The organism is Streptomyces sp. S07_1.15, from assembly GCF_020739505.1.
GTDB classification, from domain to species: domain Bacteria; phylum Actinomycetota; class Actinomycetes; order Streptomycetales; family Streptomycetaceae; genus Streptomyces; species Streptomyces xinghaiensis.
This window is the reverse complement of the sequence record NZ_JAJBZK010000001.1, coordinates 3,436,272-3,459,994: the sequence shown is the minus strand read 5'-3', so window position 1 is coordinate 3,459,994 and position 23,723 is coordinate 3,436,272. Positions and strand designations below refer to the sequence as shown.

The 23,723-nt window shown below is 72.8% G+C and carries 32 protein-coding genes, 2 tRNA genes and 1 pseudogene; 11 read left to right on the top strand and 24 right to left on the bottom strand.

Features of this window, described 5'->3' with window-relative positions:
* The first annotated feature begins 12 nt into the window (after nucleotides 1-12).
* From LIX60_RS14900 to LIX60_RS14890, 3 genes are all read left to right on the top strand, one after another.
* Nucleotides 13-654 (top strand): hypothetical protein, encoded by a 642-nt coding sequence (locus tag LIX60_RS14900; RefSeq protein WP_227958842.1) that lies wholly within the window; start codon nucleotides 13-15, stop codon nucleotides 652-654.
* Between the two features lie 91 nt (nucleotides 655-745).
* Nucleotides 746-1,048: a hypothetical protein gene (locus LIX60_RS14895; RefSeq protein ID WP_227958841.1), complete on the top strand. Its 303-nt coding sequence runs from the start codon at nucleotides 746-748 to the stop codon at nucleotides 1,046-1,048.
* A complete protein-coding gene (locus LIX60_RS14890) occupies nucleotides 1,038-3,707 on the top strand; it encodes a hypothetical protein (RefSeq protein WP_227958840.1) in 2,670 nt (889 codons plus the stop codon). The genes LIX60_RS14895 and LIX60_RS14890 overlap by 11 nt, the downstream gene beginning before the upstream one ends.
* A 94-nt stretch (nucleotides 3,708-3,801) precedes the next feature.
* Here the strand turns inward: LIX60_RS14890 and LIX60_RS14885 are convergent, their stop codons facing one another.
* Together LIX60_RS14885 and LIX60_RS14880 are read right to left on the bottom strand one after the other, a co-directional pair.
* Nucleotides 3,802-4,089: a hypothetical protein gene (locus LIX60_RS14885; protein WP_227958839.1), complete on the bottom strand. Its 288-nt coding sequence runs from the start codon at nucleotides 4,087-4,089 to the stop codon at nucleotides 3,802-3,804.
* 206 nt (nucleotides 4,090-4,295) lie between these two features.
* Complete coding sequence (locus LIX60_RS14880; RefSeq protein WP_227958838.1) at nucleotides 4,296-4,532, bottom strand: hypothetical protein; 237 nt, start codon at nucleotides 4,530-4,532, stop codon at nucleotides 4,296-4,298.
* A 164-nt stretch (nucleotides 4,533-4,696) separates the two neighbouring features.
* On the opposite strand from LIX60_RS14880, the gene LIX60_RS14875 reads away from it, so the two are divergent.
* Nucleotides 4,697-4,939, top strand: a complete 243-nt coding sequence (locus LIX60_RS14875; protein WP_227958837.1) for a GntR family transcriptional regulator — start codon at nucleotides 4,697-4,699, stop codon at nucleotides 4,937-4,939.
* Between the two features lie 369 nt (nucleotides 4,940-5,308).
* Here the strand turns inward: LIX60_RS14875 and LIX60_RS14870 are convergent, their stop codons facing one another.
* The 11 genes from LIX60_RS14870 to LIX60_RS14825 all read right to left on the bottom strand — a co-directional run bounded on the left by LIX60_RS14870 (nucleotide 5,309) and on the right by LIX60_RS14825 (nucleotide 11,249).
* Nucleotides 5,309-7,444 carry an FtsK/SpoIIIE domain-containing protein gene (locus LIX60_RS14870; protein WP_227958836.1) on the bottom strand — a complete coding sequence of 712 codons (2,136 nt, stop codon included), beginning with the start codon at nucleotides 7,442-7,444 and terminating at the stop codon, nucleotides 5,309-5,311.
* Between the two features lie 88 nt (nucleotides 7,445-7,532).
* Nucleotides 7,533-7,856: a hypothetical protein gene (locus tag LIX60_RS14865; RefSeq protein WP_227958835.1), complete on the bottom strand. Its 324-nt coding sequence runs from the start codon at nucleotides 7,854-7,856 to the stop codon at nucleotides 7,533-7,535.
* Between the two features lie 3 nt (nucleotides 7,857-7,859).
* Nucleotides 7,860-8,066, bottom strand: a complete 207-nt coding sequence (locus LIX60_RS14860) for a hypothetical protein (protein ID WP_227958834.1) — start codon at nucleotides 8,064-8,066, stop codon at nucleotides 7,860-7,862.
* Nucleotides 8,067-8,152: 86 nt separating this feature from the next.
* Entirely contained in the window at nucleotides 8,153-8,524 is a 372-nt protein-coding gene (locus LIX60_RS14855) for a DUF6251 family protein (RefSeq protein WP_227958833.1), read from the bottom strand.
* Nucleotides 8,521-8,730 (bottom strand): hypothetical protein, encoded by a 210-nt coding sequence (locus tag LIX60_RS14850; RefSeq protein ID WP_227958832.1) that lies wholly within the window; start codon nucleotides 8,728-8,730, stop codon nucleotides 8,521-8,523. The genes LIX60_RS14855 and LIX60_RS14850 overlap by 4 nt, the downstream gene beginning before the upstream one ends.
* Nucleotides 8,727-10,013, bottom strand: coding sequence for a hypothetical protein (locus LIX60_RS14845; RefSeq protein WP_227958831.1), 1,287 nt, complete (start codon nucleotides 10,011-10,013; stop codon nucleotides 8,727-8,729). Before LIX60_RS14845 ends, LIX60_RS14850 begins: the two co-directional genes overlap by 4 nt.
* On the bottom strand, nucleotides 10,006-10,263 hold the full coding sequence (locus tag LIX60_RS14840) for a hypothetical protein (protein ID WP_227958830.1): 258 nt from the start codon (nucleotides 10,261-10,263) through the stop codon (nucleotides 10,006-10,008). Before LIX60_RS14840 ends, LIX60_RS14845 begins: the two co-directional genes overlap by 8 nt.
* Nucleotides 10,260-10,538, bottom strand: a complete 279-nt coding sequence (locus LIX60_RS14835) for a hypothetical protein (RefSeq protein WP_227958829.1) — start codon at nucleotides 10,536-10,538, stop codon at nucleotides 10,260-10,262. The genes LIX60_RS14840 and LIX60_RS14835 overlap by 4 nt, the downstream gene beginning before the upstream one ends.
* The gene (locus LIX60_RS14830; protein WP_227958828.1) at nucleotides 10,535-10,681 is read right to left on the bottom strand and encodes a hypothetical protein; all 147 of its coding nucleotides are present in this window, start codon (nucleotides 10,679-10,681) and stop codon (nucleotides 10,535-10,537) included. Before LIX60_RS14830 ends, LIX60_RS14835 begins: the two co-directional genes overlap by 4 nt.
* On the bottom strand, nucleotides 10,678-10,812 hold the full coding sequence (locus tag LIX60_RS31470) for a hypothetical protein (RefSeq protein ID WP_265584860.1): 135 nt from the start codon (nucleotides 10,810-10,812) through the stop codon (nucleotides 10,678-10,680). The genes LIX60_RS14830 and LIX60_RS31470 overlap by 4 nt, the downstream gene beginning before the upstream one ends.
* An 83-nt stretch (nucleotides 10,813-10,895) precedes the next feature.
* Entirely contained in the window at nucleotides 10,896-11,249 is a 354-nt protein-coding gene (locus LIX60_RS14825; RefSeq protein ID WP_227958827.1) for a DUF6011 domain-containing protein, read from the bottom strand.
* A 129-nt stretch (nucleotides 11,250-11,378) separates the two neighbouring features.
* Here LIX60_RS14825 and LIX60_RS14820 point away from each other — a divergent pair, with 129 nt between their 5' ends.
* Together LIX60_RS14820 and LIX60_RS14815 are read left to right on the top strand one after the other, a co-directional pair.
* Complete coding sequence (locus LIX60_RS14820; protein ID WP_227958826.1) at nucleotides 11,379-11,585, top strand: AlpA family transcriptional regulator; 207 nt, start codon at nucleotides 11,379-11,381, stop codon at nucleotides 11,583-11,585.
* Nucleotides 11,586-12,037: 452 nt separating this feature from the next.
* Nucleotides 12,038-12,110 (top strand) — tRNA-Arg (locus LIX60_RS14815).
* Between the two features lie 192 nt (nucleotides 12,111-12,302).
* Here LIX60_RS14815 and LIX60_RS14810 read toward each other — a convergent pair.
* Nucleotides 12,303-12,791 (bottom strand): MarR family winged helix-turn-helix transcriptional regulator, encoded by a 489-nt coding sequence (locus tag LIX60_RS14810; RefSeq protein ID WP_227958825.1) that lies wholly within the window; start codon nucleotides 12,789-12,791, stop codon nucleotides 12,303-12,305.
* Between the two features lie 118 nt (nucleotides 12,792-12,909).
* Here LIX60_RS14810 and LIX60_RS14805 point away from each other — a divergent pair, with 118 nt between their 5' ends.
* The 3 genes from LIX60_RS14805 (at nucleotide 12,910) to LIX60_RS14800 (ending at nucleotide 15,206) form a co-directional block, all read left to right on the top strand.
* Entirely contained in the window at nucleotides 12,910-13,557 is a 648-nt protein-coding gene (locus LIX60_RS14805; RefSeq protein WP_227958824.1) for an FMN-dependent NADH-azoreductase, read from the top strand.
* A gap of 135 nt (nucleotides 13,558-13,692) precedes the next feature.
* Complete coding sequence (locus LIX60_RS31465) at nucleotides 13,693-13,815, top strand: hypothetical protein (protein WP_265584859.1); 123 nt, start codon at nucleotides 13,693-13,695, stop codon at nucleotides 13,813-13,815.
* A gap of 338 nt (nucleotides 13,816-14,153) precedes the next feature.
* Nucleotides 14,154-15,206, top strand: coding sequence for an amidohydrolase family protein (locus LIX60_RS14800; protein WP_227958823.1), 1,053 nt, complete (start codon nucleotides 14,154-14,156; stop codon nucleotides 15,204-15,206).
* Nucleotides 15,207-15,440: 234 nt separating this feature from the next.
* On the opposite strand, the pseudogene LIX60_RS14795 reads toward LIX60_RS14800, so the two are convergent.
* Both LIX60_RS14795 and LIX60_RS14790 read right to left on the bottom strand, forming a co-directional pair.
* Nucleotides 15,441-17,010, bottom strand: a pseudogene (locus tag LIX60_RS14795) (MDR family MFS transporter); the annotation flags it as partial.
* A 32-nt stretch (nucleotides 17,011-17,042) separates the two neighbouring features.
* On the bottom strand, nucleotides 17,043-17,558 hold the full coding sequence (locus tag LIX60_RS14790) for a MarR family winged helix-turn-helix transcriptional regulator (protein WP_227958822.1): 516 nt from the start codon (nucleotides 17,556-17,558) through the stop codon (nucleotides 17,043-17,045).
* A 298-nt stretch (nucleotides 17,559-17,856) separates the two neighbouring features.
* Here LIX60_RS14790 and LIX60_RS14785 point away from each other — a divergent pair, with 298 nt between their 5' ends.
* Nucleotides 17,857-18,054 (top strand): hypothetical protein, encoded by a 198-nt coding sequence (locus LIX60_RS14785; protein WP_227958821.1) that lies wholly within the window; start codon nucleotides 17,857-17,859, stop codon nucleotides 18,052-18,054.
* A gap of 247 nt (nucleotides 18,055-18,301) precedes the next feature.
* Here LIX60_RS14785 and LIX60_RS14780 read toward each other — a convergent pair whose 3' ends face one another.
* The 8 genes from LIX60_RS14780 to LIX60_RS14745 all read right to left on the bottom strand — a co-directional run bounded on the left by LIX60_RS14780 (nucleotide 18,302) and on the right by LIX60_RS14745 (nucleotide 22,839).
* Nucleotides 18,302-19,135: an RNA polymerase sigma factor SigF gene (locus tag LIX60_RS14780; RefSeq protein ID WP_227958820.1), complete on the bottom strand. Its 834-nt coding sequence runs from the start codon at nucleotides 19,133-19,135 to the stop codon at nucleotides 18,302-18,304.
* Between the two features lie 180 nt (nucleotides 19,136-19,315).
* On the bottom strand, nucleotides 19,316-20,146 hold the full coding sequence (locus LIX60_RS14775) for an RNA polymerase sigma factor SigF (protein WP_019707463.1): 831 nt from the start codon (nucleotides 20,144-20,146) through the stop codon (nucleotides 19,316-19,318).
* Between the two features lie 274 nt (nucleotides 20,147-20,420).
* Complete coding sequence (locus tag LIX60_RS14770; RefSeq protein WP_227958819.1) at nucleotides 20,421-20,714, bottom strand: Dabb family protein; 294 nt, start codon at nucleotides 20,712-20,714, stop codon at nucleotides 20,421-20,423.
* A gap of 78 nt (nucleotides 20,715-20,792) precedes the next feature.
* Nucleotides 20,793-20,957, bottom strand: a complete 165-nt coding sequence (locus LIX60_RS14765) for a hypothetical protein (RefSeq protein ID WP_019706288.1) — start codon at nucleotides 20,955-20,957, stop codon at nucleotides 20,793-20,795.
* Nucleotides 20,958-21,170: 213 nt separating this feature from the next.
* Nucleotides 21,171-21,255, bottom strand: a tRNA-Ser gene (locus LIX60_RS14760).
* A 71-nt stretch (nucleotides 21,256-21,326) separates the two neighbouring features.
* Nucleotides 21,327-21,863: a tRNA adenosine(34) deaminase TadA gene (gene tadA / locus LIX60_RS14755; RefSeq protein ID WP_227958818.1), complete on the bottom strand. Its 537-nt coding sequence runs from the start codon at nucleotides 21,861-21,863 to the stop codon at nucleotides 21,327-21,329.
* Between the two features lie 37 nt (nucleotides 21,864-21,900).
* Entirely contained in the window at nucleotides 21,901-22,431 is a 531-nt protein-coding gene (locus tag LIX60_RS14750; RefSeq protein ID WP_227958817.1) for a hypothetical protein, read from the bottom strand.
* 210 nt (nucleotides 22,432-22,641) lie between these two features.
* Nucleotides 22,642-22,839, bottom strand: a complete 198-nt coding sequence (locus LIX60_RS14745; RefSeq protein ID WP_019707465.1) for a hypothetical protein — start codon at nucleotides 22,837-22,839, stop codon at nucleotides 22,642-22,644.
* 196 nt (nucleotides 22,840-23,035) lie between these two features.
* Here LIX60_RS14745 and upp point away from each other — a divergent pair, with 196 nt between their 5' ends.
* Nucleotides 23,036-23,671, top strand: coding sequence for a uracil phosphoribosyltransferase (gene upp, locus LIX60_RS14740; protein ID WP_227958815.1), 636 nt, complete (start codon nucleotides 23,036-23,038; stop codon nucleotides 23,669-23,671).
* Nucleotides 23,672-23,723 lie beyond the last annotated feature (52 nt).

Sequence of the window (23,723 nt, the reverse complement as noted above, 5' to 3'; positions counted from 1 at the left end):
ACGGGAGACCCGATGATCCTCATCACCACCGACGACCTCACCGCCGCCGAGCACACCGCCACCCAAGCCGAAGCGACCCGCGCCGCCATCGAGCGCGAGTTCGCCCGAGGCGCCGTCAACACCCGATCCCACGACCGACTCCACGACGCCCGCATGGCCGCCGAACACGCCGCCGCACGACTGCGCACCCTCCGCGAGGACTACGCCGCCCAGCAGGGCGCACGCGACGCCCGCGCGGCCGCAGGGCGCGCCGCCGCCAAGGACATGACGCCCACCGCCCGCAGCATCGCCACGGCCCGCGAGGACGCCGTACACGCCCTCGCCGCGGCCGAGCAGTCCATGGCCGCAGCCCTGGCCGCGCTCACCGCGTACGACACGCAGGTGCGGGAGGCGTCCGCCGAGCTCCGGCGGCGCGGCCTGAGGGCCGGCGAGGGGGAGGAGACCGGCGGCGCCCGGGACGGCGGGCTGCGCCTGGACGGACGGCAGTGGCTTCCCGTCGACGGCCCGTCGCTGCTGGTGCAGCGCCTGTCCCGGGTGGTGGCGGGGGTGGCGCCGCGGCATGTGCTGTCCCGGATGCGGTGGCCGTCGTGTGGTGAGCCGCGGGCGGCGGCGGGCGGGGCGGCGCTGCTGGAGGAGTGCGGGCGTGTGGCGTAGCCCGGGGCGGCCGGGGGCGGGGGCGGCTGGTCCGCCCCTTCTCTTCGGCCGGGTTCTGACAACGTTGTCCAAAGACCTTGAGGAGGTCGCCATGCTCGGTTGGTTGAAGGGCCGGGGTTCCGGCGCAGGCGGGCCGGTGCCGGTGGTGGTGCGGTTGAACGGGTTCGCCGAGTTCGACGGGTTGGACATCCCGTTGCCCGGGTGGACGGAGGCCGAGTTCCGGCGGGCGTGGGAGCTGGGGGAGTCCGGGCAGGTGGACGCGCCCGAGTTCCAGCAGCTGCTGGACGCGCTGCGGGCCGCGGCCGTGGACGCCGCGGATGCCGGGCCGTGGGGTCCGGGCGATGAGGCCGAGTTGCTGCTGCTCCTGGCGGGCGGTGGCCCGCATGGCGAATGACATCGAGATCCGCGTGCGGGTCGCCAACCAGACCGGTACGGGTATCGCCGCGGTGAACCAGGCCGTCCGCCAGCTGCGGCAGAACGCCCGCCAGGCGGGGCCTGCGCTGGACGGCATGGCGTCCCGGGCGGATCTGGCCGGGGTGGCGCTGAACGCGCTGGAGAGGACCGCTCAGGGCGCGTCGCGGGCGTTGCGGACGCTGCGGGGCCGGGTGGCTGCGACGTCCGAGGCGTTGGGGGACCTGCGGACGAACGCAGTGCTTGCCAGTACGGGGCTGCGGACCTTGTCCACCAGGGCGGCCGCGGTCACCTCCCGGTTCTCCGACCTCAACGACGACGCGGTGCGGCTCGGTGACGGGTTGAACGACCTTGACGGGCGGGTGTCGAGTCTTGGCGACGGGATGCGCGGCCTGACCGACGACAGCTCGGGCTTGCGGGGCAACCTGCGCCGTATCGCCGGGGGGCTGGACGGGCTGGCGGACGCGGCCGGGGATGCCACCGGCGCGATCGGGTCGAAGGCCGGCGGCGGTGGTGGGGGGATGGCGGGGGCGTTGGCGGCGGCCGGTGTCGCCGCGCTGTCCGCCCTCCCGGCGTTGGGCTCCTTCGCGCCGATGCTGACCGGTGCCGCGGTCGCGGGCATCACGGCGAAGCTCGCATTTGCCGGGGTGGGGGACGCCGTGCAGTTGGCGGGTGAGGACCAGAAGGAGTACGCGAAGGCGCTCAAGCGGATGAGTCCGGCGCAGCGGGAGTTCACCAAGACGCTGGTGTCGGCGAAGAAAGAGTTCGGCGGGTTCGGCAAGGAGATTCAGAAGATCGCCCTTCCCGGATTCACGGCCGGGCTCAAGGCCGCGGCGCCCGCGGTGAACACCTTCAAGGGCGGGCTGCGGGACATGGCGAAAGTCCTCGGTGACCTCGGCCGTGACGCGGGGGAGTTCATTGCCGGCAGCCGGTTCCGGTCGGCGCTCAAGAAGAACATGGAACTCGGGGCGCAGTTCGTGGACCGGTTCGCCCGGTCGGTGGGCTCGTTCTCGATCGCGTTCCTTGAGTTCGGTGCGAAGTCCAAGCAGACCTTGGACGCGCTCGGCGGCGGCCTCGCGGATGTCCTGGGCAAGGGCCTGCCCGGGATGTTCAAGGGCTTGGAGCAGGGCATCGGCGGCTCGGCGAAGATGTTCACCGGGCTCTTCGACGCGCTGAACATGATCCTGCCCGCATTGGGTCGCCTGTCCGGGTCGCTCTCCGACACGTTCGGCGCAGCGCTCGGCGCGGTGTTCCGGCATATCGGCACGGTGGTGAGCGCCATCATGGACGGCCTGCGCCCCGCCATCGACGCACTCAAGCCGCTGATGGACACGATGGCCGGCTCGCTGGACAAGACCAGCGGATCGGTGCGCCCGCTCGCCGAGCTGTTCGGGAAGGTCCTCGGCGGCGCGGTGCGCCTGGCCATCATCCCAATGAAGAACCTGTTTGACCTGTTCCAGATCGCGTTGCCGTACGTGAAGAACCTCGGCCGCGCCCTGCTGGATTCGGTGTTGCCGGCGTTCGGGTCGATGAACGGTTCGATGGGGTGGACGGACCGGCTGACGAACTTCGTGAAGAACAACCGCGGGAGGATTCAGGAGATCTTCCAGCAGGGCACGGACGCGGTGATGCGGTTCGCCATTGCGGTGGTGGACGGCCTGCCGAAGGCGTTCGGGATCTTCCGCATCATGGCGGTCGTCGCCCTGGAAGCGTTCGGGGTGATCGCCAACGGTGCGGCTACCGCGTTCGGCTGGATTCCCGGGATCGGCGAGGACGTGAAGGGCGCGGCTGACAGCTTCCGAGTCTTCAAGGACGGTGTGCTGGAGAACTTGGACGCTGCGGCCGGGAAGCTGAATGAGTTCCGCGACTCCACGCTGCCGAAGCTCGAACAGAACCGGCTGATGATGAACATCCGGAACTGGGAGGACAACATCGCCACCGCGCGGGAGCAGTTGAACGACGAGAATCTCCCGCCGGAGAAGCGCGGCCGGCTCTTGCAGAACATCGCGGATTGGGAGACGAAGATCCGGGAGGCGGTGCGGCAGGGCGACAGTGCGGCCGCCAAGAAGTACCAGGCGAAGATCAGCGGCACGAAGAAGGGATTCGACAACACCGTTGAGCGGGTGCGCGACACGGTGATGCCGAGGAAGACCGCGATCATCGCCGGTAACCGGGCCGCGTTCAACGCGACGGCGGGTGTGGTGAAGGCGTGGCGGGCGCCGTCGAAGACGTCGAAGATCTTCGGTGACGCCTCGCCGCTGCGGGACACGATCCGCCGTTGGCAGGGCGCCACGGTGGGCTCGGTGGTGATGAACATCGTCGGCAGCATGAAGGCCAAGCCGCAGGCTCACGGTGGGATCATCGGTGGTGCTGCCGCGGGCGGCCCGCGCGGGAGTCTGACGTGGGTCGGGGAGCAGGGCCCGGAGTTGGTGGACCTGGCGCCGGGGTCGACGGTGCGGACGGCGGGTGACTCGCGGCGGATCGCTGCTGCCGGTGGTCAGCAGGTGGTCAAGGTTGAGTTGGACATCCGCTCGTCTGGTGGCCGGACGGACGACATGATGCTGATGTGGCTGCGCCAGGCGATCCACGTCCGTGGGGGTAACCCACAGGTGGTGCTGAGCACGCGGCGGCGTGGCGACTGAGCGTCCCTCAGGTGGCGCCCCTGGCCTGTTCCCGGGCCGGGGGCGCCGTGCTGTGCCCGGGGCCCGTGTGCGGGCGTCTGGCGGGCGCTGAGGGCTACGGGGTGGCGGGCTCCGCCTCGTCCTCGCCGAGGTCGCCGAAGGCGTCTTCCAGCTCCTCGCCGATCTTCTCTTCGGTGACCTCCCCGACGATGCGTTCCAGGGTGGCCGCGTCCACGCCCTCGCAGGCGGCCGGCCGCTGGCCTTCGGCGCCGGTGTTCATGGCGTCGTCCAGCTGCTCGGCCATGGCCTGCTTGCACGCGGCGGGGTCGGGGTCGGGGCCGGCGCAGGCGGTGAGGAGCAGCGCGGCGGCGGTGGCTATGGCGGCGGTGTGTGGTGTTCGCATGGGTGGTGAGGGTGTCGGCTGGTGTGGGGTGGTCGGGCGGGTACTGGGGGGTTGTGACGGGTTCGTGACGCCGCGTCCTGCCCGGGCTCACCCCGGAGGCGAAGGGGCCCCGGCCGCCTGCCACAGGGGGAAGCAGGACAACCGGGGCCCGGGGCCCGTCTCCGGCCGCTCGACCTGTCCAGGGTTTCCCCGGCCGGGACGGGGGTCTACTGGCCGCGCGCTCGGCGGCGCCGCTCGGCGGTCCGCAGCAGCACCGCGTCGACCCCGGCGGGCACCCGGCCCGGGTCCGGGGGTAGTCCGGCGCAGTCGTCGCAGAGGACGACCGTCCAGCCGGTGCCGGTGCCGCCGATGATGTGCCGCGGCTGGACGTCCCGTCCGTCCCGCCCGCAGGTCTCGCAGCCGTTCGAGGGGCGGCCGTCTGGGCCGTCGGTAGCATCGGTCATGTCATCAGCCCTTCACGCTGGTGGCCGTGCCCCGGGACCGTTCGCGCGGTTGCCGGGGCTCTCGCGGTTCACACACCGTAGACATCCTGTATACGGGTGTCTATCCATAGCCATACCTAGGCGCATCTATGCCCGGGTGTGTCCGCATACGTACAGTCCGGCGCGTGATCGAATTCGACCCGACCCGGCCGAAGTGGGCACAGATAGCCGAAGTGATCCGGGACCGCATCCGCACCGGCGAGTACCCGCCGCACCACCGGCTGTCCGAAGTGCAGATGGAAGCCGAGTTCGGCGTGGCCCGGGCCACGGTGCGCAAGGTCACCGCGGCACTGCGGGATGAGGGGCTGATCGTGACGACGCCCGGCATGGGTTCGTTCGTCGCCGAGCACCCGCCGACCGACGGCTGAGAACACGACGGCGGCCCCGCCCTGGTGCTCCCCAGGGGCGGGGCCGTCATCGTCGTGCGGGGGCGGGATCAGCGGCTGCCGGCGTCCCTGGTGGCGCGCCACCGGTTCAGCAGACGGCGGCCGAGCCGCGCTTTCCCGGCCGGGGTGAACGGCTGCGCCGCACACAACGCAGAGTAAGCGGCGAGCCAGAGGACGGCGGAGATCATAGCGAGGACCATCGGGGTCTCAACTCCCTGTCTGGGCGGGATTCCGGGCGTTCGCGCTGGTGAGGCGCTAGACACTAGATCACTGGTCAGGCCGGGGTTCGGCCGCTAGCGGGGGTGCTAGACCTAGCAGCGCGGGCCGCTAGACCTAGCACCCCCGCTCGGCTCAGCCCGCGGCCCGATCGGCGTTACGGCGCGTGACGGCGGCGGTCACGTCGGCCCGGGTGATCCCGCGCCGGTTCGCGCCCTGGCCCTCGTCATCGGTGCCCCAGACCTGGCCGCTCTTGATGCCCCACGGCTTGAGCGCAGCGGTCACCTGCTCGCCCTTCCACCCGCCGTACGTCTCCGGCCGCAGCTCCGCGAGACGCGCGGCCAGGCGCTCGCACCACACCCGCTCTTCGTCAGGGGCGAGGACGGCCAGGACGTCGGCCAGGACGTCCGTCCCGGCAGTGGCGTCTGGCCCCTGGCCGAGCGCGTGCCCGGTCACGTTGCCGTACTCCTCACGCAGCCTGCGCGCCCGGGCCACCACCTTCTCAGCGGCCGGCGCGTCCACGAACGCCGACGCCACGATCCGCGGGTCGTCGCCCTCGCCGGCCATCCAGCAGATACCGAGGTCGGACCGGGAGAACATCGTCGCCCGGATGCCCGCCTTGTAGGCCCCGGTCCCCAACACCATGTCATTTGCGGTGTGCCCCATCACCTTGAGGCAGAACCGCAGGACGGCGTTCGCGGAGATCCCGGGCGGAAGCGACTTGGCGTCGGGCCGCTGCGTGGCGAAGATGCCGACGATCCCCAGGGCCGGGCCGCGCTTGGTGATGTCCGTACAAATGGACTCCAGCTCAGCCCCATACGTCTCGTGCTCGAACGGCACCTGACACTCATCGAACCCGACGACGATCGGGTGCAGACCCAAGGACTTGTCACTGGCCAGGGCCGGGGTGACCTTCGACTCCGGGCAGCGCGACCGCGGCAGGGACTTGACCACCTTCGCCCGGCGGCGCAGTTCGTCCTTGAGCTCGCGCAGGGCGGCCACCACGTATTCGAGGTCTTCGTCTTCCTCCCCGGCCCGGTAGCGGTGGCACACGTCTTCGAGGGCGCCGAGGTCCCCCGTTCCCTTGAAGTCGAAGGCATACAGGGTGGCGCGCGGGTCGAGCGCGGCGATGAGCAGCAGCAGGCGCAGCAGGAACGTCTTGCCCATGCGCGGGATGGAGCCGATGACGATCGCGGCGAACATCAGGGTCACGGTCATGTCCCTCATCCGCTGGTCGTTGCCGAGCACGACCGGGCGGAAGAGATCGACCTGCCCCTCCCGCAGCAGCGGCCATGCGGGCTTCGTCGTCTCGTTCATCGGCCGGTCGCCAACCCACAGGACCAGGCGGCCCTCGTGCTCGTCGGGGTCGGGGGAGGGCCACACGCAGCCGACCTTGCGGCGCAGGCCGGAGGCGAGGGGCTTGCGGGCTTCCATGACGTCATCGGGGGTCACGCCGTAGGGGAGATCGAGGTCGGCGCGGTAGCCGGGCCCGTCGCGGGTGATGGGGGCGGTGAAGCGGAGCCCGTTCATGTCTCCGCCCTTCTTGATGGCGGCCGAGATCTTCGTGTTGCCGATGGCGTCCAGCCCGCGCAGCACGATGTGGCTGGTCAGCTTCTGCACTTCGGTGCGCAGCACGGCCGGGCCGACGACCGGCGCGTCTTCGGACTGGCCGGCCCACCCGAGGGCGAGGACGGACACGGACGCCATGGCGTACAGCCAGCCCGGGGCCATGACGTACAGGGAGGCGGCCAGGCCGACGCCGAACACGGCGGCCACCAGCGTGACCAGGGCCCGCAGCCGGACCCGCTGCGCCCGCAGCCGGGCGAGGGTCAGGTACTCGGCCGCGTCCTCGGCCCGTACGGCGGCCGCACGGAGCGGCGCGGCCTCCCGGTCCCACACCCACCGGCCGGTGCTGGTGAGGAAGCGGGCGGCGCCGCGGGGCGCCATGGCGGAGAGCTGCACGCTGTACGCGGGGAGCCGGACGCCGTGGTAGGCGGTGGCGTACCAGGCCCGGGACGCGGCGTGCCGGGTGGTGGCCCATGCGTCGGTGCGGAGCCATTCGGGGATGATCGGGCGCCGCTTCTCCTCGGTGACGCCGGGCGCGGGCAGCGCGGGGTTGTCGACGGGCTGCGCCTGCTGCTCCTGGTCGGCGTCGACGGCGGCCGGTGCCGGCGCCTCCGCAGCGGGCTCGGGCTTGGTCAGGGGCACGGTCGGCGGGGCGGGCACGGCAATGCCGTTCACCTGCTCCGGGACGGTGGTGGTTTCCGTCATGCTGGTCTCTCCTGGTGCTCGTAACAGGGGTGCCGGGGGCCCGGGGCGGGCGGTCTGCTGGCAGGCGTGGCGCCCGCCCCGGGGGTCTCTACCTGCGGGCGGCCCGCTCGGCGCGGCGCAGCCGGTCCTCGGCCTGCTTGCGGGCGGTCTTGGCCGCGGCACGGTCCGGCCGGGGCGCGCACCGCTCGGCGACGCGGGCGGCGGCCAGTTCCTCTTTCGCGGCTTCCAGCTCGCGGGCCAGGGCGTTGCGCTCACGGGCGGCCCGCTCCTCCGCGGCGGCGTCGATGCGGTCGATCTCCCGGTTGAGCCGCGGGCTCACGGCGTCGGCGGCGGCCTGCTTGGTGGTGCGCAGCAGCAGCGCAGCACGGCGGCGCCGCTCGGCCGGGGTGTAGGTGCGTTCGGGCAGCGGCATCGGTCAGCGCTCCTGCGGGGCGGTGGCGAGCCGGGCCCAGACGGCGGCCCGCTCGGTCAGCTCGGCGCGGCGGTAGTGCTCCCCGGGGATCTCGGCCTTGAGCAGCAGCGCGACAGCCTTCGCCCGGAAGTCGGCCGGGGTGAGGTCGCGCAGCTGGCGGCCGGTCATGTTCTCCAGGTCCAGGCCGGTGGGCAGCTGGTGGCGGTCCATGGGTGTCCTCCTCGGTGGTGGGCCGGGTCTGTCCCGGCTCCCCGCCCCCGCCCGGCCGTCGTGGTCGGGCGAGGACAGGCAGCCGGTCAGCCCTTCCGGCGCTTGAGGTTCTTCGCGGCCTGCGTGCCTTCCGGTCCGCCGACCGCGCGGACGACGGAGACGACCGTCCAGCCGACGACGGCGACGACCAGGGCGACGACGGCGAGGCTGATCGCCATGGACGTCATGGCGGCCACCAGGAGCGGGCCGAAGTACACCCCGGCCGCGACCGTCCCGGCGCCGATGCCGGCGCCGAGCGCGACCCGCTGGACGGTGCGGTCCGGCGGCGCCTGGTGGACGTGGACGACCTGCGGCACGGCCTGTTGCTGCGGCTCGGTGGGGAGCGGCTGCGGGCGGTGCACCGGCAGCGCGTCGGGCGAGTAGCAGCCGCATCCGGCGTGGTGGACGTGCTCGGTCATGAGTCCTCGCATTCGCAGAGACAGCCGGTGCCGGCGCAGCGGCCGCAGTCCTGGCAGGTGTCGCAGGTCCGGCAGTGGTGGCAGCCCCGGGGGACGGGCGGCCAGCAGGCGCAGCCGGTGGGCTGCCAGGGGTCGGGGGATCCGAAGATGCCGAGCTGTCCGGGGACCGGGGCGGCGGCCCGCTTGGGGGCGCGGCGGGCGCTCACGACATCACCGCCCCGGACCGGTCGGCGTTCAGCTGCTCCATCCAGGCGGCATCCGCGGAACGGTCCGACTCCCAGCGCTCATGCCGCTCCTCGTCGAGCCGGGCGTACACCTTGTGCACGTAGGACCGGGACCGGGTGGACAGCTCGGCCGCCTCGGTGACGGGCTTGCCCAGCGTCCACGCCACACGGATACGGTTCATCGCCTCATCCGCGGAGAGCCGACCCGCCGGGGTGTCCACCTCGTTGTTCACCTCGGTGTCCACCTCACGGGGCGGAACGGCCGGGGTGAACGCGGTGTGTCCACCGCAGATGACCAGCGGTTCGGCCGGTGCCGGCGCGAGCTCTGGGCGGGGCCCGGGTGTCACCTCGTTGTTCACCTCGGCGTCCACCTCGGCGGGCTCCCCGGACCCGTCGGCCCGCTCGACCGTCACCTCGGCGTCCACCTGCGTCCGCCCGGTCTCCCACGGCGAGGGCAGGGCGATCGTTGCCAGGTCGGCCGCGTGACGGCGCGCGGCCAGCAGCTCCAGCAGCATCCGCCGCTGATCCGCATCCGCGCCCGCCTGCGCCCGCCCAACGGCCACGGACAGGCGGTGCGCCACCCGCGCCCGGCCCCGGGCCTTCGGGCCCATGTCGGCCAGCTTGGCGGCCAGGGCGACGGCCTTCACCGTGGCCCGGTCCCGGCTGATCTGCTCCGCGCTGCGGTCCCGCACCGCCAGGCCGAGCCGGGACAGCAGCCGCTCACGCAGCTCCCTGCCGAGCACCGCGGGCAGGCTCCCGGATTCCTCGCCCGGCTTGTGGTGCCGCAGCTCGATGCCCATGGCCAGGTGCCACAGCAGCGCGGCCAGCACCGGGCCGACGACGGCGCGCACCAGGCCGCCGACGAACCCGGACTCGGCGAACGCGGGGATGATCTGCACCCCGGTGATGAGCCACACCAGCGCGCCCGGGGTGCCGGGTGCTCCGGTGGTGCGCAGGTTCTGCCGTGCCATCAGGGCGGTGGCGAACAGGGCCAGCTCGGCCGCGGCGAACATCGCGGCCCGCTCCATGGCACTGTCCATGTCGAGCCGGTGTGCGGCGAACCGCCACGAGGTGTCAGCGCTGTAGGCGGTACACGCGGCGGCGGCCAGAGCAGCGGTGACGACCGCGCCGGGGGTGCGGGCGGTGGCGCGCCGCACGGTGCGGACAGCGAGCCAGCCGAGGGCGGAGACGGCGGCCAGGAGCAGCAGGGCGGCGCCGGCCGCGGGCAGGGGGTGGGCGGTGGCCCATGTCAGGACATCACGCATCGGGGGTCTCCTCGGTGGTGCGGGGGGCGGGGGCGCACAGCGGGCAGCCGTCCGGGGCGCCCGTCATGGGCCGGGTGGCGCTGGCCCATCCGGCGGCGGCCACCACCAGGGCGGCGGCTGCGGGCTCCCACTGGTGGGCCAGCAGCAGGACGACGGCGACGACCAGGGCGGCCAGCAGCACCGGGGGGCGGCCCATCAAGTGGTGGGCGGCCAGGACGGCGCGGCGGACGGTACGGGCGGCGGCGGTCATCGGCCCTCACCGCCGTTCAGCGGACCGCGCCAGGGCTGGTAGTCGGCGGGGGTCTCGGCGGTCCGCCTGCGCAGGTAGGCGGCGGCGTGGGCCGGGTCGTGGCCGTTGTCGAGGACGGTGCGCGCCACGACGACGGCGGAGCGGGCCCGGTCGCGGAGGACGTACCCGGCCCGGCGCTCGTCGGCGTCGGTGATGTCGGGGAGCGGGAGGTCGACGGCGTCGGCCAGGGCGGCGAGCAGCTCGCGCACCGGGGCGGGGATGTCGCGGGCGTTCACTGCTGGGCTCCTCGGTGGAGTGCGGCCAGGCGGGCGGCGGCCTCGCGCTGCGCGTCGAGCGCGGCCCGGGCGGCGGCCAGGTCTTCGGCGGCCTGGCGGCGGGCGGCCTCCAGCTCGGCGGCGGCCTGCTGCCGGGCGTTCACAGCGACCCGCCGCGGGTGCGCTGGGGGAGCGGGGGGAGGGCGTCGGCCGGGGTGTCCTCGGCGCGGTCGTGCTGCGGCTCGGGCTCGGTGCGGGGGTTGTCCGGCGGGGCGCCGGGGGTACGGTCCTGCATAGGTCTGATCTCCCTGTCTCGGAGGGCGGTCGGGTCGAGGCCCCGGGCTGGTGTTCGTGCACCGGCCCGGGGCCGTCCTGCTGTCAGGCCGCGGCCACGATCTGGGCTGCGATCCGGTGGAAACAGACGTGCTTGGCCTTGAGGCCGGCGGCGCAGTTGCACGCCTGCGGGGCGCTGAGGTAGGTGCGGGTGCCGTCGCTGCTCACCGTGCGGAAGACGCGGCGGCCGCGGACGGCGACGATGCCGCCGAGCTCGATCAGCTCCAGGGCCTTGGCGACCTGGGCGGGCTTGTGCGCGGCGATGACTTCGGCGCGGGCGGCTTCGCGGACCTTGGCCTTGCAGGTGCGGCCGTAGCCGTTGGCGATCGAGCGGGGGGCGCGGAGAGCCCTGCCGCAACGGAGGCAGTTGGCCGTCTGGGTGGCCTCGGTCTTCGTCATGTCCTGTCCCTCACCTTGTCCCTGTGATGTTGACAAGGTTACGGGGCAGGGTAGAACCTTGTCAACATCAGGCGAGCGAAGTTGGGGGCCATACACTTTGTCCACACCACGAAGACAGGGGAGCGAACCGTGCCAGACCCGAACGCCGACTACTGGACGGTGCAGGACGTGGCCGACCACTGGGGCGTCAAGCCGCAGACCATCCGCGCGTACCGCACCCGCAAGCGCGGCGAGCTGCCGAAGGAAGATGCCGTCTTCGGCCGCTCCCCGGTGTGGAAGCCGGCCACGATCCTGAACTTCCAGCGGCCGGGCCAAGGGAAGCGCACCGACCTCTGATCCGCCGCGCCGTCGAGAGCCGCACGCCTTCCCGGGGTGCGGCTCTCGCGCGTCCGGCCGTCCCTCGGATGGCACACCGATGGCACCAAGAGGCACGGCCGCGCGTCGTCCCGGGTGGTCCACGCCGGACGGGCCCATGCCTCTGAGCTGGGCAAAGGGAGCGGCAGAGGTCGGGGAAGGTGGCCGCCGGACGAAGGGGAGAACACTGCTAATGCGGTTTGGGGTAACCCCCCATCCCGGGTTCAAATCCCGGAGCCTCCGCTCGATCCCCAGGATCATCGAAGCCCCGGCCGACGGCCGGGGCTTCCGTCGTCCCGGCAGGTCCGCGCGAGGGCCCCGAACGGCTGTTTCCGCAGGTCGGGCGAGGTCCGAACAATGGATTTCGCCTCACGCGACGGGTCATGTAATGTTGTTCCCGCAACGCCGACCGGCCGGAAACGCCGGAAAAGCAAGCGCTCGTAGCTTAACGGATAGAGCATCTGACTACGGATCAGAAGGTTGCAGGTTCGAATCCTGCCGAGCGCGCACAGTTCAGAAGCCCCTCGGAGATCATCCGGGGGGCTTTCGCGTGCCGTAGGCAGTGAAGCGACAGCCGCCGGGGTCGGCCCTCGCTGCCGGATGGCACGGGTGGGGCGGAATCCCCGCGCAGGAGCAGGGGCGGAACGGGCTGGTCCTCGCGGTGCCGCCGCCGGTGAGCTGAAGGGCCGGCCCTTCACGTCACGATGGCGTCTCCGGCGGCTTCTCCGGTTCTCCGTCGACCTGCCGGGTCACGTGGCAGGCCACCTCGCGCAGTACCTCGACCTGTTGCTTGGTCAGTCCGTCGATGACGTAGCGGCGCACTGCCGCGACGTGCCCCGGAGCCGCCTCGACCACGCGCTGCAGGCCGGCGTCGGTCAGCACCGCGACGGTGTAGCGGGAGTTGTCCGGATCGGGCTCCCTGTGCAGCAGGCCGCGCCGCTCCAGCCGCTTGACGACGTTCGACAGCCGGGACAGTGAGCTGCTGGTGTGGTGGGCCAGGTCGCTGAGTCGCATGGTCCGCCCGGGGGTCATCGACAGGGAGCTGAGCACCAGATAGTCGAAGAGCGTGAGGTCGCTGTCACGCAGGAGCTGGGCGTCCAGGGCGCCGGGGAGCTTCAGCATGAGGCCCGCCAGGGCCAGCCAGGCCTCGCGCTCCCAGCTGGACAGCCACCGTGGTTCGTCCTGCATGCCGCTCAGCGTAGCCGTTCGCTTCACGAGTGAAGTAACAACTTCCGGTTCAGTTCAAGCTTGAAGTTGAGGTGGTATGGTGACTTCAAGCTTGAACTAATCGATCCGAGGAGGAGCCGTGACCCTGTTCCGGCTGGACGCCAGCATCCGCACGCATGACTCCGCGAGCCGCGAGATCGCGGACATGGTCGAGGAGGAGTGGCTCGCCGCCCGCCCCGGGGACACGGTCGTGAGCCGCCACATCGGCGTCGAGACCCTGCCCGCCACTGCCTGGGCGGCGGCGGTGACCAGCGGCATGACGCCGGAGTCCGACCGCACCGCCGAACAGCGGGAGGCCGTGGCTCTGGCGGCGGCGCTCGTCGACGAACTGATCGCCGCCGACGCGGTCCTGTTCGGCGTCCCGCTCTACAACTACGGCGTCTCCCAGCACTTCAAGACGTACATCGACCTCGTCTGCGCCGACCCGCGGGCGGCCGGAGAGCGGTTCCTCGGCGGCAAGCCCGTGGTGCTCGCCACCGTCCGCGGCGGCGCCTACGGCCCGGGCACGCCGCGGGAGGGCTGGGACCACTCCACGCCGTACCTGCGGCGCATCATCGCCGACCACTGGGGCGCCGACCTCACCGTGATCGAACGCGAGTTCACCCTCGTCGGCGTCAATCCCGCCCTCGACTCCTTCAAGGACCAGGCCGCGCGGATGCACGCCGGAGCACTGGAGTCCGCCCACCGTGCCGGCCGCGCGCTCGGCGCCCTGCCCAGCCCGGTGTGAGGCGCGCGTCGCCGGCACGGCATCCGATGCGGGCACTGGTCCGGTCGGTCCGGTGCCCGGTCGATCGGGGCATGCTCCGAGAAGGCCCCTCCGAGTCGGACCGATGGTGAACGACAAGCGAGGAAGGTGAACGGTATGCATCTGCATCTGCATCTGCATCTGCCGGTGCCTGTGCCGGTTCCGGTGCCGGTGCCGGTGCCGGACAAGAGTGACCCGGTCTGCACCGCCGCGGCTCAGCGCTCGAAGCCCACCGCATGATCCTGCTGCCGGACGACTGGACCCGGGCCGGGCACCGAGCCCGCCGACGGCGGGGGGAGACGGCAGGGACGCGGCGGAGGAACGGCGGGGAGGCGACCGTGGCCGCCCCGGAGGTCACGGTCGCCGACGTGCCGCTCGCGCTGAAAGGCCGCCCCCCGTGGTGGCGCGGTGACCGTCCGCCGTCGGTGACGACAACGCCGGGCTCCCGGTGCACGTGGCCGCCTCGGCCCGGCGAGGCCACGGCTGCCGTCCGGATCAGGTGCCCCTCCCACACCTGCCGGACAGGCCCGCGGCGCATACTGGCGGCTCCGTGACCGCCGAGCCGGGGAGCATGCTGTATGACCGGGAGGACTGAGCCGCCGAGGCACGCCGGACGGGGCGCCGGCCCGGCCGGGAGCGGGGCGCCCGCCGAGGAGAGCCCGGGGGAGGGCGGCGGGGCGGAGGTGCGGGAGGTGGCCCGGTTCCGGCGGGAGCTGGGGCTGGCCGGGCTGATCGACGTCCACACGCACTTCATGCCCGAGCGCGTGCTGCGCAAGGTCTGGGCCTACTTCGACGCCGCCGGGCCGCTGACCGGGCGGCCCTGGCCGATCACCTACCGGCGGACGGAGGAGGAACGCACGGCCCTGCTCCGGGCCTTCGGGGTGCGCGCCTTCACCTCGCTGCTCTATCCGCACAAGCCGGGGATGGCCGCCTGGCTCAACTCCTGGTCCGCCGATTTCGCCCGCCGCACACCGGACTGCCTGCACTCGGCGACCTTCTTTCCCGAGTCCGGGGCCGGCGAGTATGTGCGGGCCGCGGTCGAGGGCGGTGCCCGCGTCTTCAAGTCACACCTTCAGGTGGGGGCGTACGACCCGAACGACCCGCTGCTCGACCCGGTGTGGGGGCTGCTGGCGGAGGCCGCCGTCCCCGTGGTGATCCACTGCGGTTCGGGGCCCGTCCCGGGGAGGTTCACCGGTCCGGGGCCGGTCGGCCGGCTGCTCGCCCGCCACCCGCGGCTGCGTCTGATCGTCGCCCACATGGGCATGCCCGAGTACGCGGACTTCCTGGACCTCGCCGAGCGCCATCCGGGGGTGCGGCTGGACACCACCATGGCGTTCACGGACTTCTCCGAGGAGATCTGCCCCTTCCCTCTCCCGGAACTCCCCCGGCTGGCCGCGCTCGGTGACCGCGTGCTGCTCGGCACCGACTTCCCCAACATCCCCTACCCGTACGCGCACGCCCTCCGCGCGCTGGCCCGGCTGGACCTCGGGGACGACTGGCTGCGCGCGGTCTGTCACGACAACGCCGCCCGCGACTTCGGCATCCGGCCCGCCGGTCCCGCGGCTCCGCCGGTGCGGCGCGGCGGCGGCGGGGCGGAGCGGCGGACGGAGCCCGGAGCGGGCGGCGCGTGAACCGCGGGGCCGCCCGCTCCGGGACCCTTCCGCGCGGGGGTGCGCCGTGGGGCCGTCAGCCGTTCTTCCCGTCCGGCGAGGAGGCCGCGGAGCAGGCCCGGTGGCTGCCGGCCGCGGCGAGGGGGCCCGAGGGCCCGGCGTCCGTGGTGGTTCCGGCCCCCGCGGAAGTCCGGTGTTCCGTCTTCACGGTGCCCGGGCCGGCCGTCGCCGTCTCGTCCGCCGTCCGCCGGGCGACGGCCTCCTGGAGGCCGCCGGTCGTCCTCAGCGGAACCTCCTTGATCAGCAGCGTCAGGACCAGTGCCACGAGGGCGACCGGGGCCGCGTAGAGGTAGATGTCCGCGATGCCGTGTCCGTAGGCGCTCTCGACGACCGCGCGCACCGGCGCCGGGAGCGTGTCCAGGTCGGGGATGCCGCCGCTGTCACCGGACTGCCGGACGCCGATCCCCGCCAGGCCCTCGCGGACGTAGCCGGCGACGCGGTGGCCGAGGACCGCGCCGAGCGCCGAGACGCCGATGGCGCCGCCGAGGGAGCGGAAGAAGGCGACGACGGAGCTGGCCGCGCCGAGGTCGCCCGGCTCCACCTGGTTCTGCGTGGCCAGGACGAGGTTCTGCATCATCATGCCGACCCCGAGCCCGAGCACGGCCATGGAGACGGCGAGCTGCCAGTAGGCGGTGTCGTACCGCATGGTGCCGAGGAGGCCGAGGCCCGCGGTGAGCAGGACGGCACCCGTGACCAGCCAGCGCTTCCAGTGGCCGGTCCGGGTGATGAGCAGGCCGGAGACGGTCGAGGAGAGGAACAGGCCCGCGATCATCGGAATCGTCAGCACGCCCGACATGGTCGGCGACTCGCCCCGGGCGAGCTGGAAGTACTGGCTGAGGAAGACGGTGGCGCCGAACATCGCCACACCGACGAAGAGGCTGGCGAGCGAGGTCAGCGTGATGGTCCGGTTCCGGAAGAGACGCAGCGGGATGATCGGTTCGCTCGCCCGCGACTCGACGAGGACGAAGGCCAGCCCGAGCAGGATCGAGCCGCCCACCATGGCGGCGGTCTGCCAGGAGGCCCAGGCGTACGTGTCACCGGCCAGGGTCACCCAGATCAGCAGCAGCGACACGGCCGAGGCGATGAGCGAGGCGCCCGCCCAGTCGACCTTCACGTCCCGCTTGACGACCGGCAGCCGCAGGGTCTTCTGCAGGACGATCAGCGCGGCCACGGCGAACGGCACACCGACGTAGAAGCACCAGCGCCAGCCGAGCCACGAGGTGTCGGTGATGACACCGCCGATCAGCGGGCCGCCGACGGTGGCGACGGCGAACGTGGCCCCGAGGTAGCCGCTGTACCGGCCGCGCTCGCGGGGCGAGATCATCGCGGCGATCACGATCTGCGTGAGCGCGGCCATGCCGCCCATGCCCAGGCCCTGGACCGCCCGGAAGGTGATCAGGGTGCCGGTGTTCTGCGCGAGGCCCGCGCCGGCCGAGGCCAGCACGAAGACGACCAGGGAGAGCTGGATCAGGGTCTTCTTGCTCGCCAGGTCGGCGAGCTTGCCCCAGAGCGGGGTGCTCGCCGTCATGGTGAGCAGCGACGCGGTGACCACCCAGGTGTACGCGCTCTGCCCGCCCCCGAGGTCGGAGATGATCTCCGGCAGGGCGTTGGAGACGATCGTCGAGGAGAGCACCGCGACGAACATGCCGAGCATCAGCCCGGAGAGCGCCTCCATGATCTGCCGGTGGGTCATGGGCGGGGTGTCTCCGGCGGGCGAGCCGGTGGGGGCGTCCCTCCGCACACCGGCGGGCGGGGTGGTGGCCATGCGCTTCCTTTTCCTCACGGGGGTTTCGGGGATCACGGTGACGAGGGGGCGGTGGGGAGAGCGGGGGCATCCGCCGTGCCGGGCCCCGCGGCGCGCTGATGCCGCTCACCACGGGTCCGGCAGGTGGAGCCGAAGTCGGCCCGCAGCCGGGCCAGCAGTTCGTTCAGGCGCTCGACGTCCTCGTCGGCCCAGTCCGCCAGGGCCTCGGCGAGGGTCGCGGCGCTGCGGGCGGACACCCCGCGGAGCAGTTCGCGGCCGCGGGGGCTCAGGCTGAGCAGCCGGGACCGCTTGTCGAGCGGGTCGGGTGCGCGGTCGATCCAGCCGCGGCCGACGGCATGGGCGACATGCCGGCTGGTCACCGACATGTCGATGTCGAGCAGTTCGGCGAGGCGGCTCATGCGCATCTCCCCGTGGTGGTGCAGCAGCGCGAGCACGGTGGCCGAGGCGGGCTGGCAGTCGGGCGGGAGTGCGCGGGAGAGGCCGCGCCTCACCGCCTCGACGCCGCCGAGCCGGCGGGCCAGCTCCTCGAAGTGGCTCAGCTCCGCCACGCACCCCTCCTTGGTAGTTGCTCAGGGCAACAGTAAGTTCTGTTGGTTGCTGAAGGCAAGTTCATACCCGGGCGGCTCGGGTAAAGGAAGCGGAAAGGCTGCCGCCCGGGCCGTGCGCTGCTGTGCGCTGCCGTGCGCTGCCGCCGGTGTTCCGGCGGGGAGCGGCTGCCGCCCCGGAAGCGGACGAGGTACCCGGGCGCGGCCGGCCGGGACCGGCCCGGACGGGCCCGGCGGGCGGACGGCCCCCGGAACGCCCCGGGGGTTGGGGCGCGGCCGGTGGTTCGCTAGGGTCCGCCCCATGACGAACAACCCTCACGGCCCCGCGCACCAGCCGGACCCCGCGGGCAGCACCCAGATGTTCCGCGCCTTCGTCGACGAGGGCGCTCCGCAGCGGCAGCCCGCCCCCGCCGCCTCCGGGCCGCGCGTCGGACTGATCGTGGGCGTCGTCGCCGCGCTCGCGATCATCGCCGGGGTGGCCTGGCTCGCCATGTCCTGAGCCGCCCGGGCCCCGGGGCCCGGGGCCCGTTCACTCCCGGGCCGGGGCGCGCGTCCGCGCCGCTCGGTACGGCCCCGCGCGGATCCGCGTACGGAGCCGTGCCCGGAGCTCCGGGCGGGACGCGCTCCACGGGCCCGCCCCGCCCCTCACCCTCTGCACCACACGGACGGCCGCCGCGGCGCTTCCCTGCGCCGCGGCGGCCGTCCGTGCGTACGTACGCGTCACCGGCCCCGGGGGCCGGCGTGGGTCACTCCTCCGAGACCAGGCCCTCGCGGAGCTGGGAGAGGGTGCGGGTGAGCAGCCGGGAGACGTGCATCTGGGAGATGCCGACCTCCTCGCCGATCTGCGACTGCGTCATATTGGCGAAGAAGCGGAGCATGATGATCTGCCGCTCCCGGGGCGGGAGTTTGGCCAGCAGCGGCTTCAGCGACTCCCGGTACTCGACGCCCTCCAGCGCCGTGTCCTCGTAGCCCAGGCGGTCCGCGAGGGAGCCCTCGGTGCCGTCCTCCTCGGCGGCGGGCGAGTCCAGGGAGCTGGCGGTGTAGGCGTTGCCCACCGCGAGGCCGTCGACGACGTCCTCCTCGGAGACGCCGAGGCAGGCCGCGAGCTCGGGGACGGTCGGGGACCGGTCGAGCTGCTGCGAGAGCTCGTCGCTCGCCTTGGTGAGCGCGAGCCGCAGCTCCTGGAGCCGGCGCGGGACCCGCACCGACCAGCTGGTGTCCCGGAAGAAGCGCTTGATCTCTCCCACGACGGTCGGCATCGCGAACGTCGGGAACTCCACGCCCCGTTCGCAGTCGAACCGGTCGATCGCCTTGATCAGGCCGATGGTGCCGACCTGGACGATGTCCTCCATGGGTTCGTTGCGGCTGCGGAAGCGGGCGGCGGCGTAGCGCACCAGGGGGAGGTTCAGCTCGATCAGGGTGTCCCGGACGTAGGCACGCTCGGGGCTGTCCTGGTCGAGGTGGGCGAGCCGCAGGAACAGGGAGCGGGAGAGGGTGCGGGTGTCGATGGCGGCGCAGTCGTCAAACACATGCGGTGCGTCATTGGTGAGCACCTTCGAGCTGCCCAGTTCTACGGACATGCCACCCCCTTGGGTTGCGGACGAGTCGCAGCGGCATCCTCGCGGAAGAGGAGAACCAGCCTCCACCTGAATACCGGAGGCGGCGCCACGGCAAACACAGTTCCTGCAGAATGTCACATGTCGGCAACGCGCTGTAGTGCCAAGTCGATTTATCTGCGCAGGAATGGCCACTCGTCCCGGTTACGCCTCGATTCTATTGGCGGACCTCAGGCGTGCGAAGCTCCTCGACAGCAGGCGTGACACATGCATCTGACTGACCCCCAGCTCCGCGCTGATCTGCGACTGCGTCAGATTGTTGTAGTAACGGAGCATCAGGATGCGCTGCTCCCGCTCGGGCAGCTGGACCAGCAGATGCCGCACCAGATCGCGGTGCTCGACCCCGGCGAGCGCCGGGTCCTCGTAGCCGAGGCGGTCGACCAGACCGGGCAGGCCGTCGCCCTCCTGGGCCGCCTCCAGCGAGGTCGCGTGGTACGAGCGGCCGGCCTCGATGCAGGCGAGGACGTCCTCCTCGGGGATGCGCAGGCGCTCGGCGATCTCGGCCGTGGTGGGGGAGCGCCCGTGCAGCACGGTCAGGTCCTCGGTGGCGCCGTTCACCTGGACCCACAGCTCGTGCAGCCGGCGCGGTACGTGGACGGTGCGGACGTTGTCGCGGAAGTAGCGCTTGATCTCGCCGATGACGGTCGGCATGGCGAAGGTGGGGAACTGGACGCCGCGTTCGGGGTCGAACCGGTCGATGGCGTTGATCAGGCCGATGGTGCCGACCTGGACCACGTCCTCCATGGGCTCGTTGCGGCTGCGGAAGCGGGCGGCGGCGTAGCGCACCAGCGGCAGGTTCGCCTCGATCAGGGCGGTGCGCACCCGGGCGTGCTCGGCGGTGCCGGGGGTCAGTCCGGAGAGCTTCTGGAAGAGGACCTGGGTGAGGGCGCGGGTGTCGGCCCCGCGGCTCTCGCGGGATCGGCCGATGCCGCTCCGGAAGGGCGTCGCGGGCGCGGTGCGAGCCGAAGCGGTCATGCCACCCCTTCACAGAGTTCATCATCCGGCAAAAGCGGTCATAGCATCACAAGACATGCGCGTCGTGTGCAAGCACCGGATACTGCCGTGTCCGTGGCAAGTTGGGCCGTCGGCGCGGCCGGTGAGGAGTGCGCGGAGGCGCGGCGCGGAGCGGCCGCCCGGGCGGTTCCCGGCCGCTTAGGGGCGCGCCCCGGGGGTGTTCGGGGCCGGCCCGGGTACGGCGGCGGCCCCTCACCCGGGGTGGGTGAGGGGCCGCCCGCGGCCGGAGCCGGCCTCAGAACTCGTAGTCGGCGATCACCCAGGTGGCGAACTCGCGCCAGATCGCCGCGGCGGCCTGGTGCGCCGGGTGTTCGAGGTAGCGCCGCAGGGCGTCCGCGTCGGCCACGGCGGAGTTGATGGCGAAGTCGTAGGCGATGGGCCGGTCGGCGATGTTCCAGGCGCACTCCCAGAACTCCAGCTCCGGGATCACTCCGCCGAGCTCCCGGAACGCCTCGGCGCCGGCCGCGGCCCGCGGGTCGTCGCGCCGCACGCCCTCGTTCAGCTTGAAAAGGACCAGATGGCGGATCACGGGACGCTCCTCGCGGGGCTCATGCGGCTCACAGGGCTCACGGGGCCGGCGGGGACCCCCGGCCGGACACCGGCCGGCTCAGTTGACCAGCCGGGACATGAACTCACCGACGCCCTGGGCGGCGGTGGATATGCCGTCGAAGCCTATCTGGACGAGCTCACCGGCCCGGTCGGGGGAGGTGATGATCGTGTACAGCACGAAGACGATGAGCAGGTACATCCCGATCTTCTTCGCCTGTGCCATGACGAACCGCCTCCCTGCCCCGGTGCCGAGCGTGCTGCCCCCTGAGCAGTCGCGTGAGTCTAGCGCCCGAACGCCCGTGCGGGGCCAGAGCGTACGGCGATCTTGCCGCTCCGGGCAATGGGCCGGTGGCCTGCGGATACCCGCGGACGCGGAGAGGGCCGGAACGGGACGCGCGAAGGGCCCCGCCGGATCGGCGGGGCCCTTCGCGAAGAGCGGTAGCGGAGGGATTTGAACCCTCGGTGACTTGCGCCACACTCGCTTTCGAGGCGAGCTCCTTCGGCCGCTCGGACACGCTACCGGGAGAGAGCTTAGCGGAGGCGGCCCCGGGATCGAAATCCGGTTCCCCGTGCGGCGGGCGGGACGGGCCCGTCAGGGCTCTCCGCCCCGGAAGAAGCGGGTCAGCGGAGCGGCGCACTCCTCGGCGAGCACCCCGGCGATCACCTCCGGGCGGTGGTTGAGCCGGCGGTCCCGTACGACGTCCCAGAGCGAGCCGGCCGCGCCCGCCTTGGCGTCGGGCGCCCCGTACACGACCCGGTCGACGCGGGAGAGGACGGCGGCGCCTGCGCACATGGTGCAGGGCTCCAGGGTCACCACGAGGGTGCAGCCGGACAGCCGCCACTCCCCGCGGGCGCGGGCCGCCTCGCGGAGCGCGAGCACCTCGGCGTGCGCCGTCGGGTCGCCGGCCGCCTCCCGCTCGTTGCGGCCGCGGCCGAGCACAGCCCCGTCCGGGCCGAGGACGACGGCGCCCACCGGGACGTCACCCGTCTCCGGCGCGCGGACGGCCTCGGTCAGGGCCAGGCGCATGGCGGGCCGCCAGCGGTCCCGTACCGGGTCGTGCGGGGGCTCGGTGCGGCCGTCCGGGCCGGGGTGTCCGGTCCGGACGGCCGGGGAGGGGGTGGGGTCCATGGGGACAGTGTCGGGCAGGGGCGGGGCGGCCCGCTCCTCAGCGGACCGCTTCCAGGACGTCCACGCAGCCGAGGGCGTCGGCGATCGAGCTGAGCGCGTCCGTGTCCAGGGCGAGCAGGTCGCTCTCGGACATCCCGAGGTCGTCGAGGATCAGCGAGTCCCCGATCGGGCCGGGGGGCACGCCGTCGTCGGCGGTCTCCTCGTCGTCGTCCGGCTCGCCGTCCTCGGTGCCGTCGAGGTCGACCAGGTCGTCGAGGTCGTCCGGGTCCCTGCCGAGCAGTTCGTCGGTGAGCATGATCTCGCCGTACGAGCTGCGGGCGGCGGCCGCCCCGTCGGAGATGAAGATGCGCGGATCCTCTTCGCCGTCGACCCGCAGGAGGCCGAACCAGGCGTCCTCCTGCTCGATGAAGGCGATCACCGTGTCGTCGTCGGTCGATGCCCCTCGGGCCAGATCCATCAGATCGGCCAGGGACTCCACATCGTCGAGCTCTGTGTCGCTCGCTTCCCACCCGTCTTCGGTGCGCGCGAGCAGTGCGGCGAAGTACACCGTGACTCTCCCACTGGTCATAGGCGTGTGCCGGGGCCGTACCGGGCGCGGCTGTTCCGCTGTCCCGTCCACTCGGAATCGTGGCAGAAACAACGCCATTGTGAGAGGTCTTCGACTGTGCGTCGTGTACCAGTCCTGTGATCGGTCTCTTATCGAGCCTGATCGAGACGGTTCGGGGCTGCCCTGAAATGCAAGGAGGGGAAGGGCTGTCGGCGGCGTGTCCGGCTCCGCTCACCAGCGGAAGGTGCGCATCCGCATCTGCTGGCGCATCCGGGCGGCGCGGGCGCGCCGCGGCTGCACCCGGTCGCGGAGCTCCCGGGCCTCGTGGAGTTCGCGCAGGAACTGGGCACGGCGCCGGCGCCGCTCCGCGGCGGACTCCGCCGCGGTCGCGGGCGAGGCCTCGTCGGTTCCCCGGTCGCGGTCCGCCATGCAGACACCATCCCCATCCGCTCGCGGCACCGCCCGGACGGCGGTGCCGGTCCCGGGCCCCGTGGCCCGGGGGGTATTCCTCCCACTTTCCCCGCGCGCGGATATTGATGCGACCGGACGCGGGCGGGCGGGCCGGGGCGTGCGCCGGGGGCCCGCGCGGCGCACGCCCGGCCGGGGAGCGGTTAGTGTCGGTGCCATGCGGATCCACGTCGTCGACCACCCGCTGGTGGCGCACAAACTCACCACACTGCGCGACAAGCGCACCGACTCCCCCACCTTCCGGCGGCTCGCCGACGAACTGGTGACCCTGCTCGCGTACGAGGCCACCCGCGACGTGCGCACGGAACAGGCCGGCATCGAGACCCCGGTGACCGCGACCACCGGGGTGCGGCTCTCCCACCCGCGCCCCCTGGTGGTGCCGATCCTCCGGGCCGGGCTGGGGATGCTGGAGGGCATGGTGCGGCTGCTGCCCACCGCCGAGGTGGGCTTTCTCGGCATGCTCCGCAACGAGGAGACGCTGCAGGCCTCGACCTACGCGACCCGGATGCCGGACGACCTCTCCGGGCGTCAGGTCTACGTCCTCGACCCGATGCTGGCGACCGGCGGCACCCTCATCGCGGCGATCAATGAGCTGATCACCCGGGGCGCGGACGACGTCACCGCCCTCTGCCTGCTGGCGGCGCCCGAGGGCGTGGAGCTGATGGAGCGGGAGCTGGACGGCGCCCCGGTCACGGTCGTGACGGCCGCGGTGGACGAGCGGCTGAACGAGCACGGCTACATCGTGCCCGGCCTCGGTGACGCGGGGGACCGCATGTACGGCACCGCGGGCTGACCCCCGGACCCACGCGGCGGAGCCCGTCACCTCACGGGGTGGCGGGCTCCGC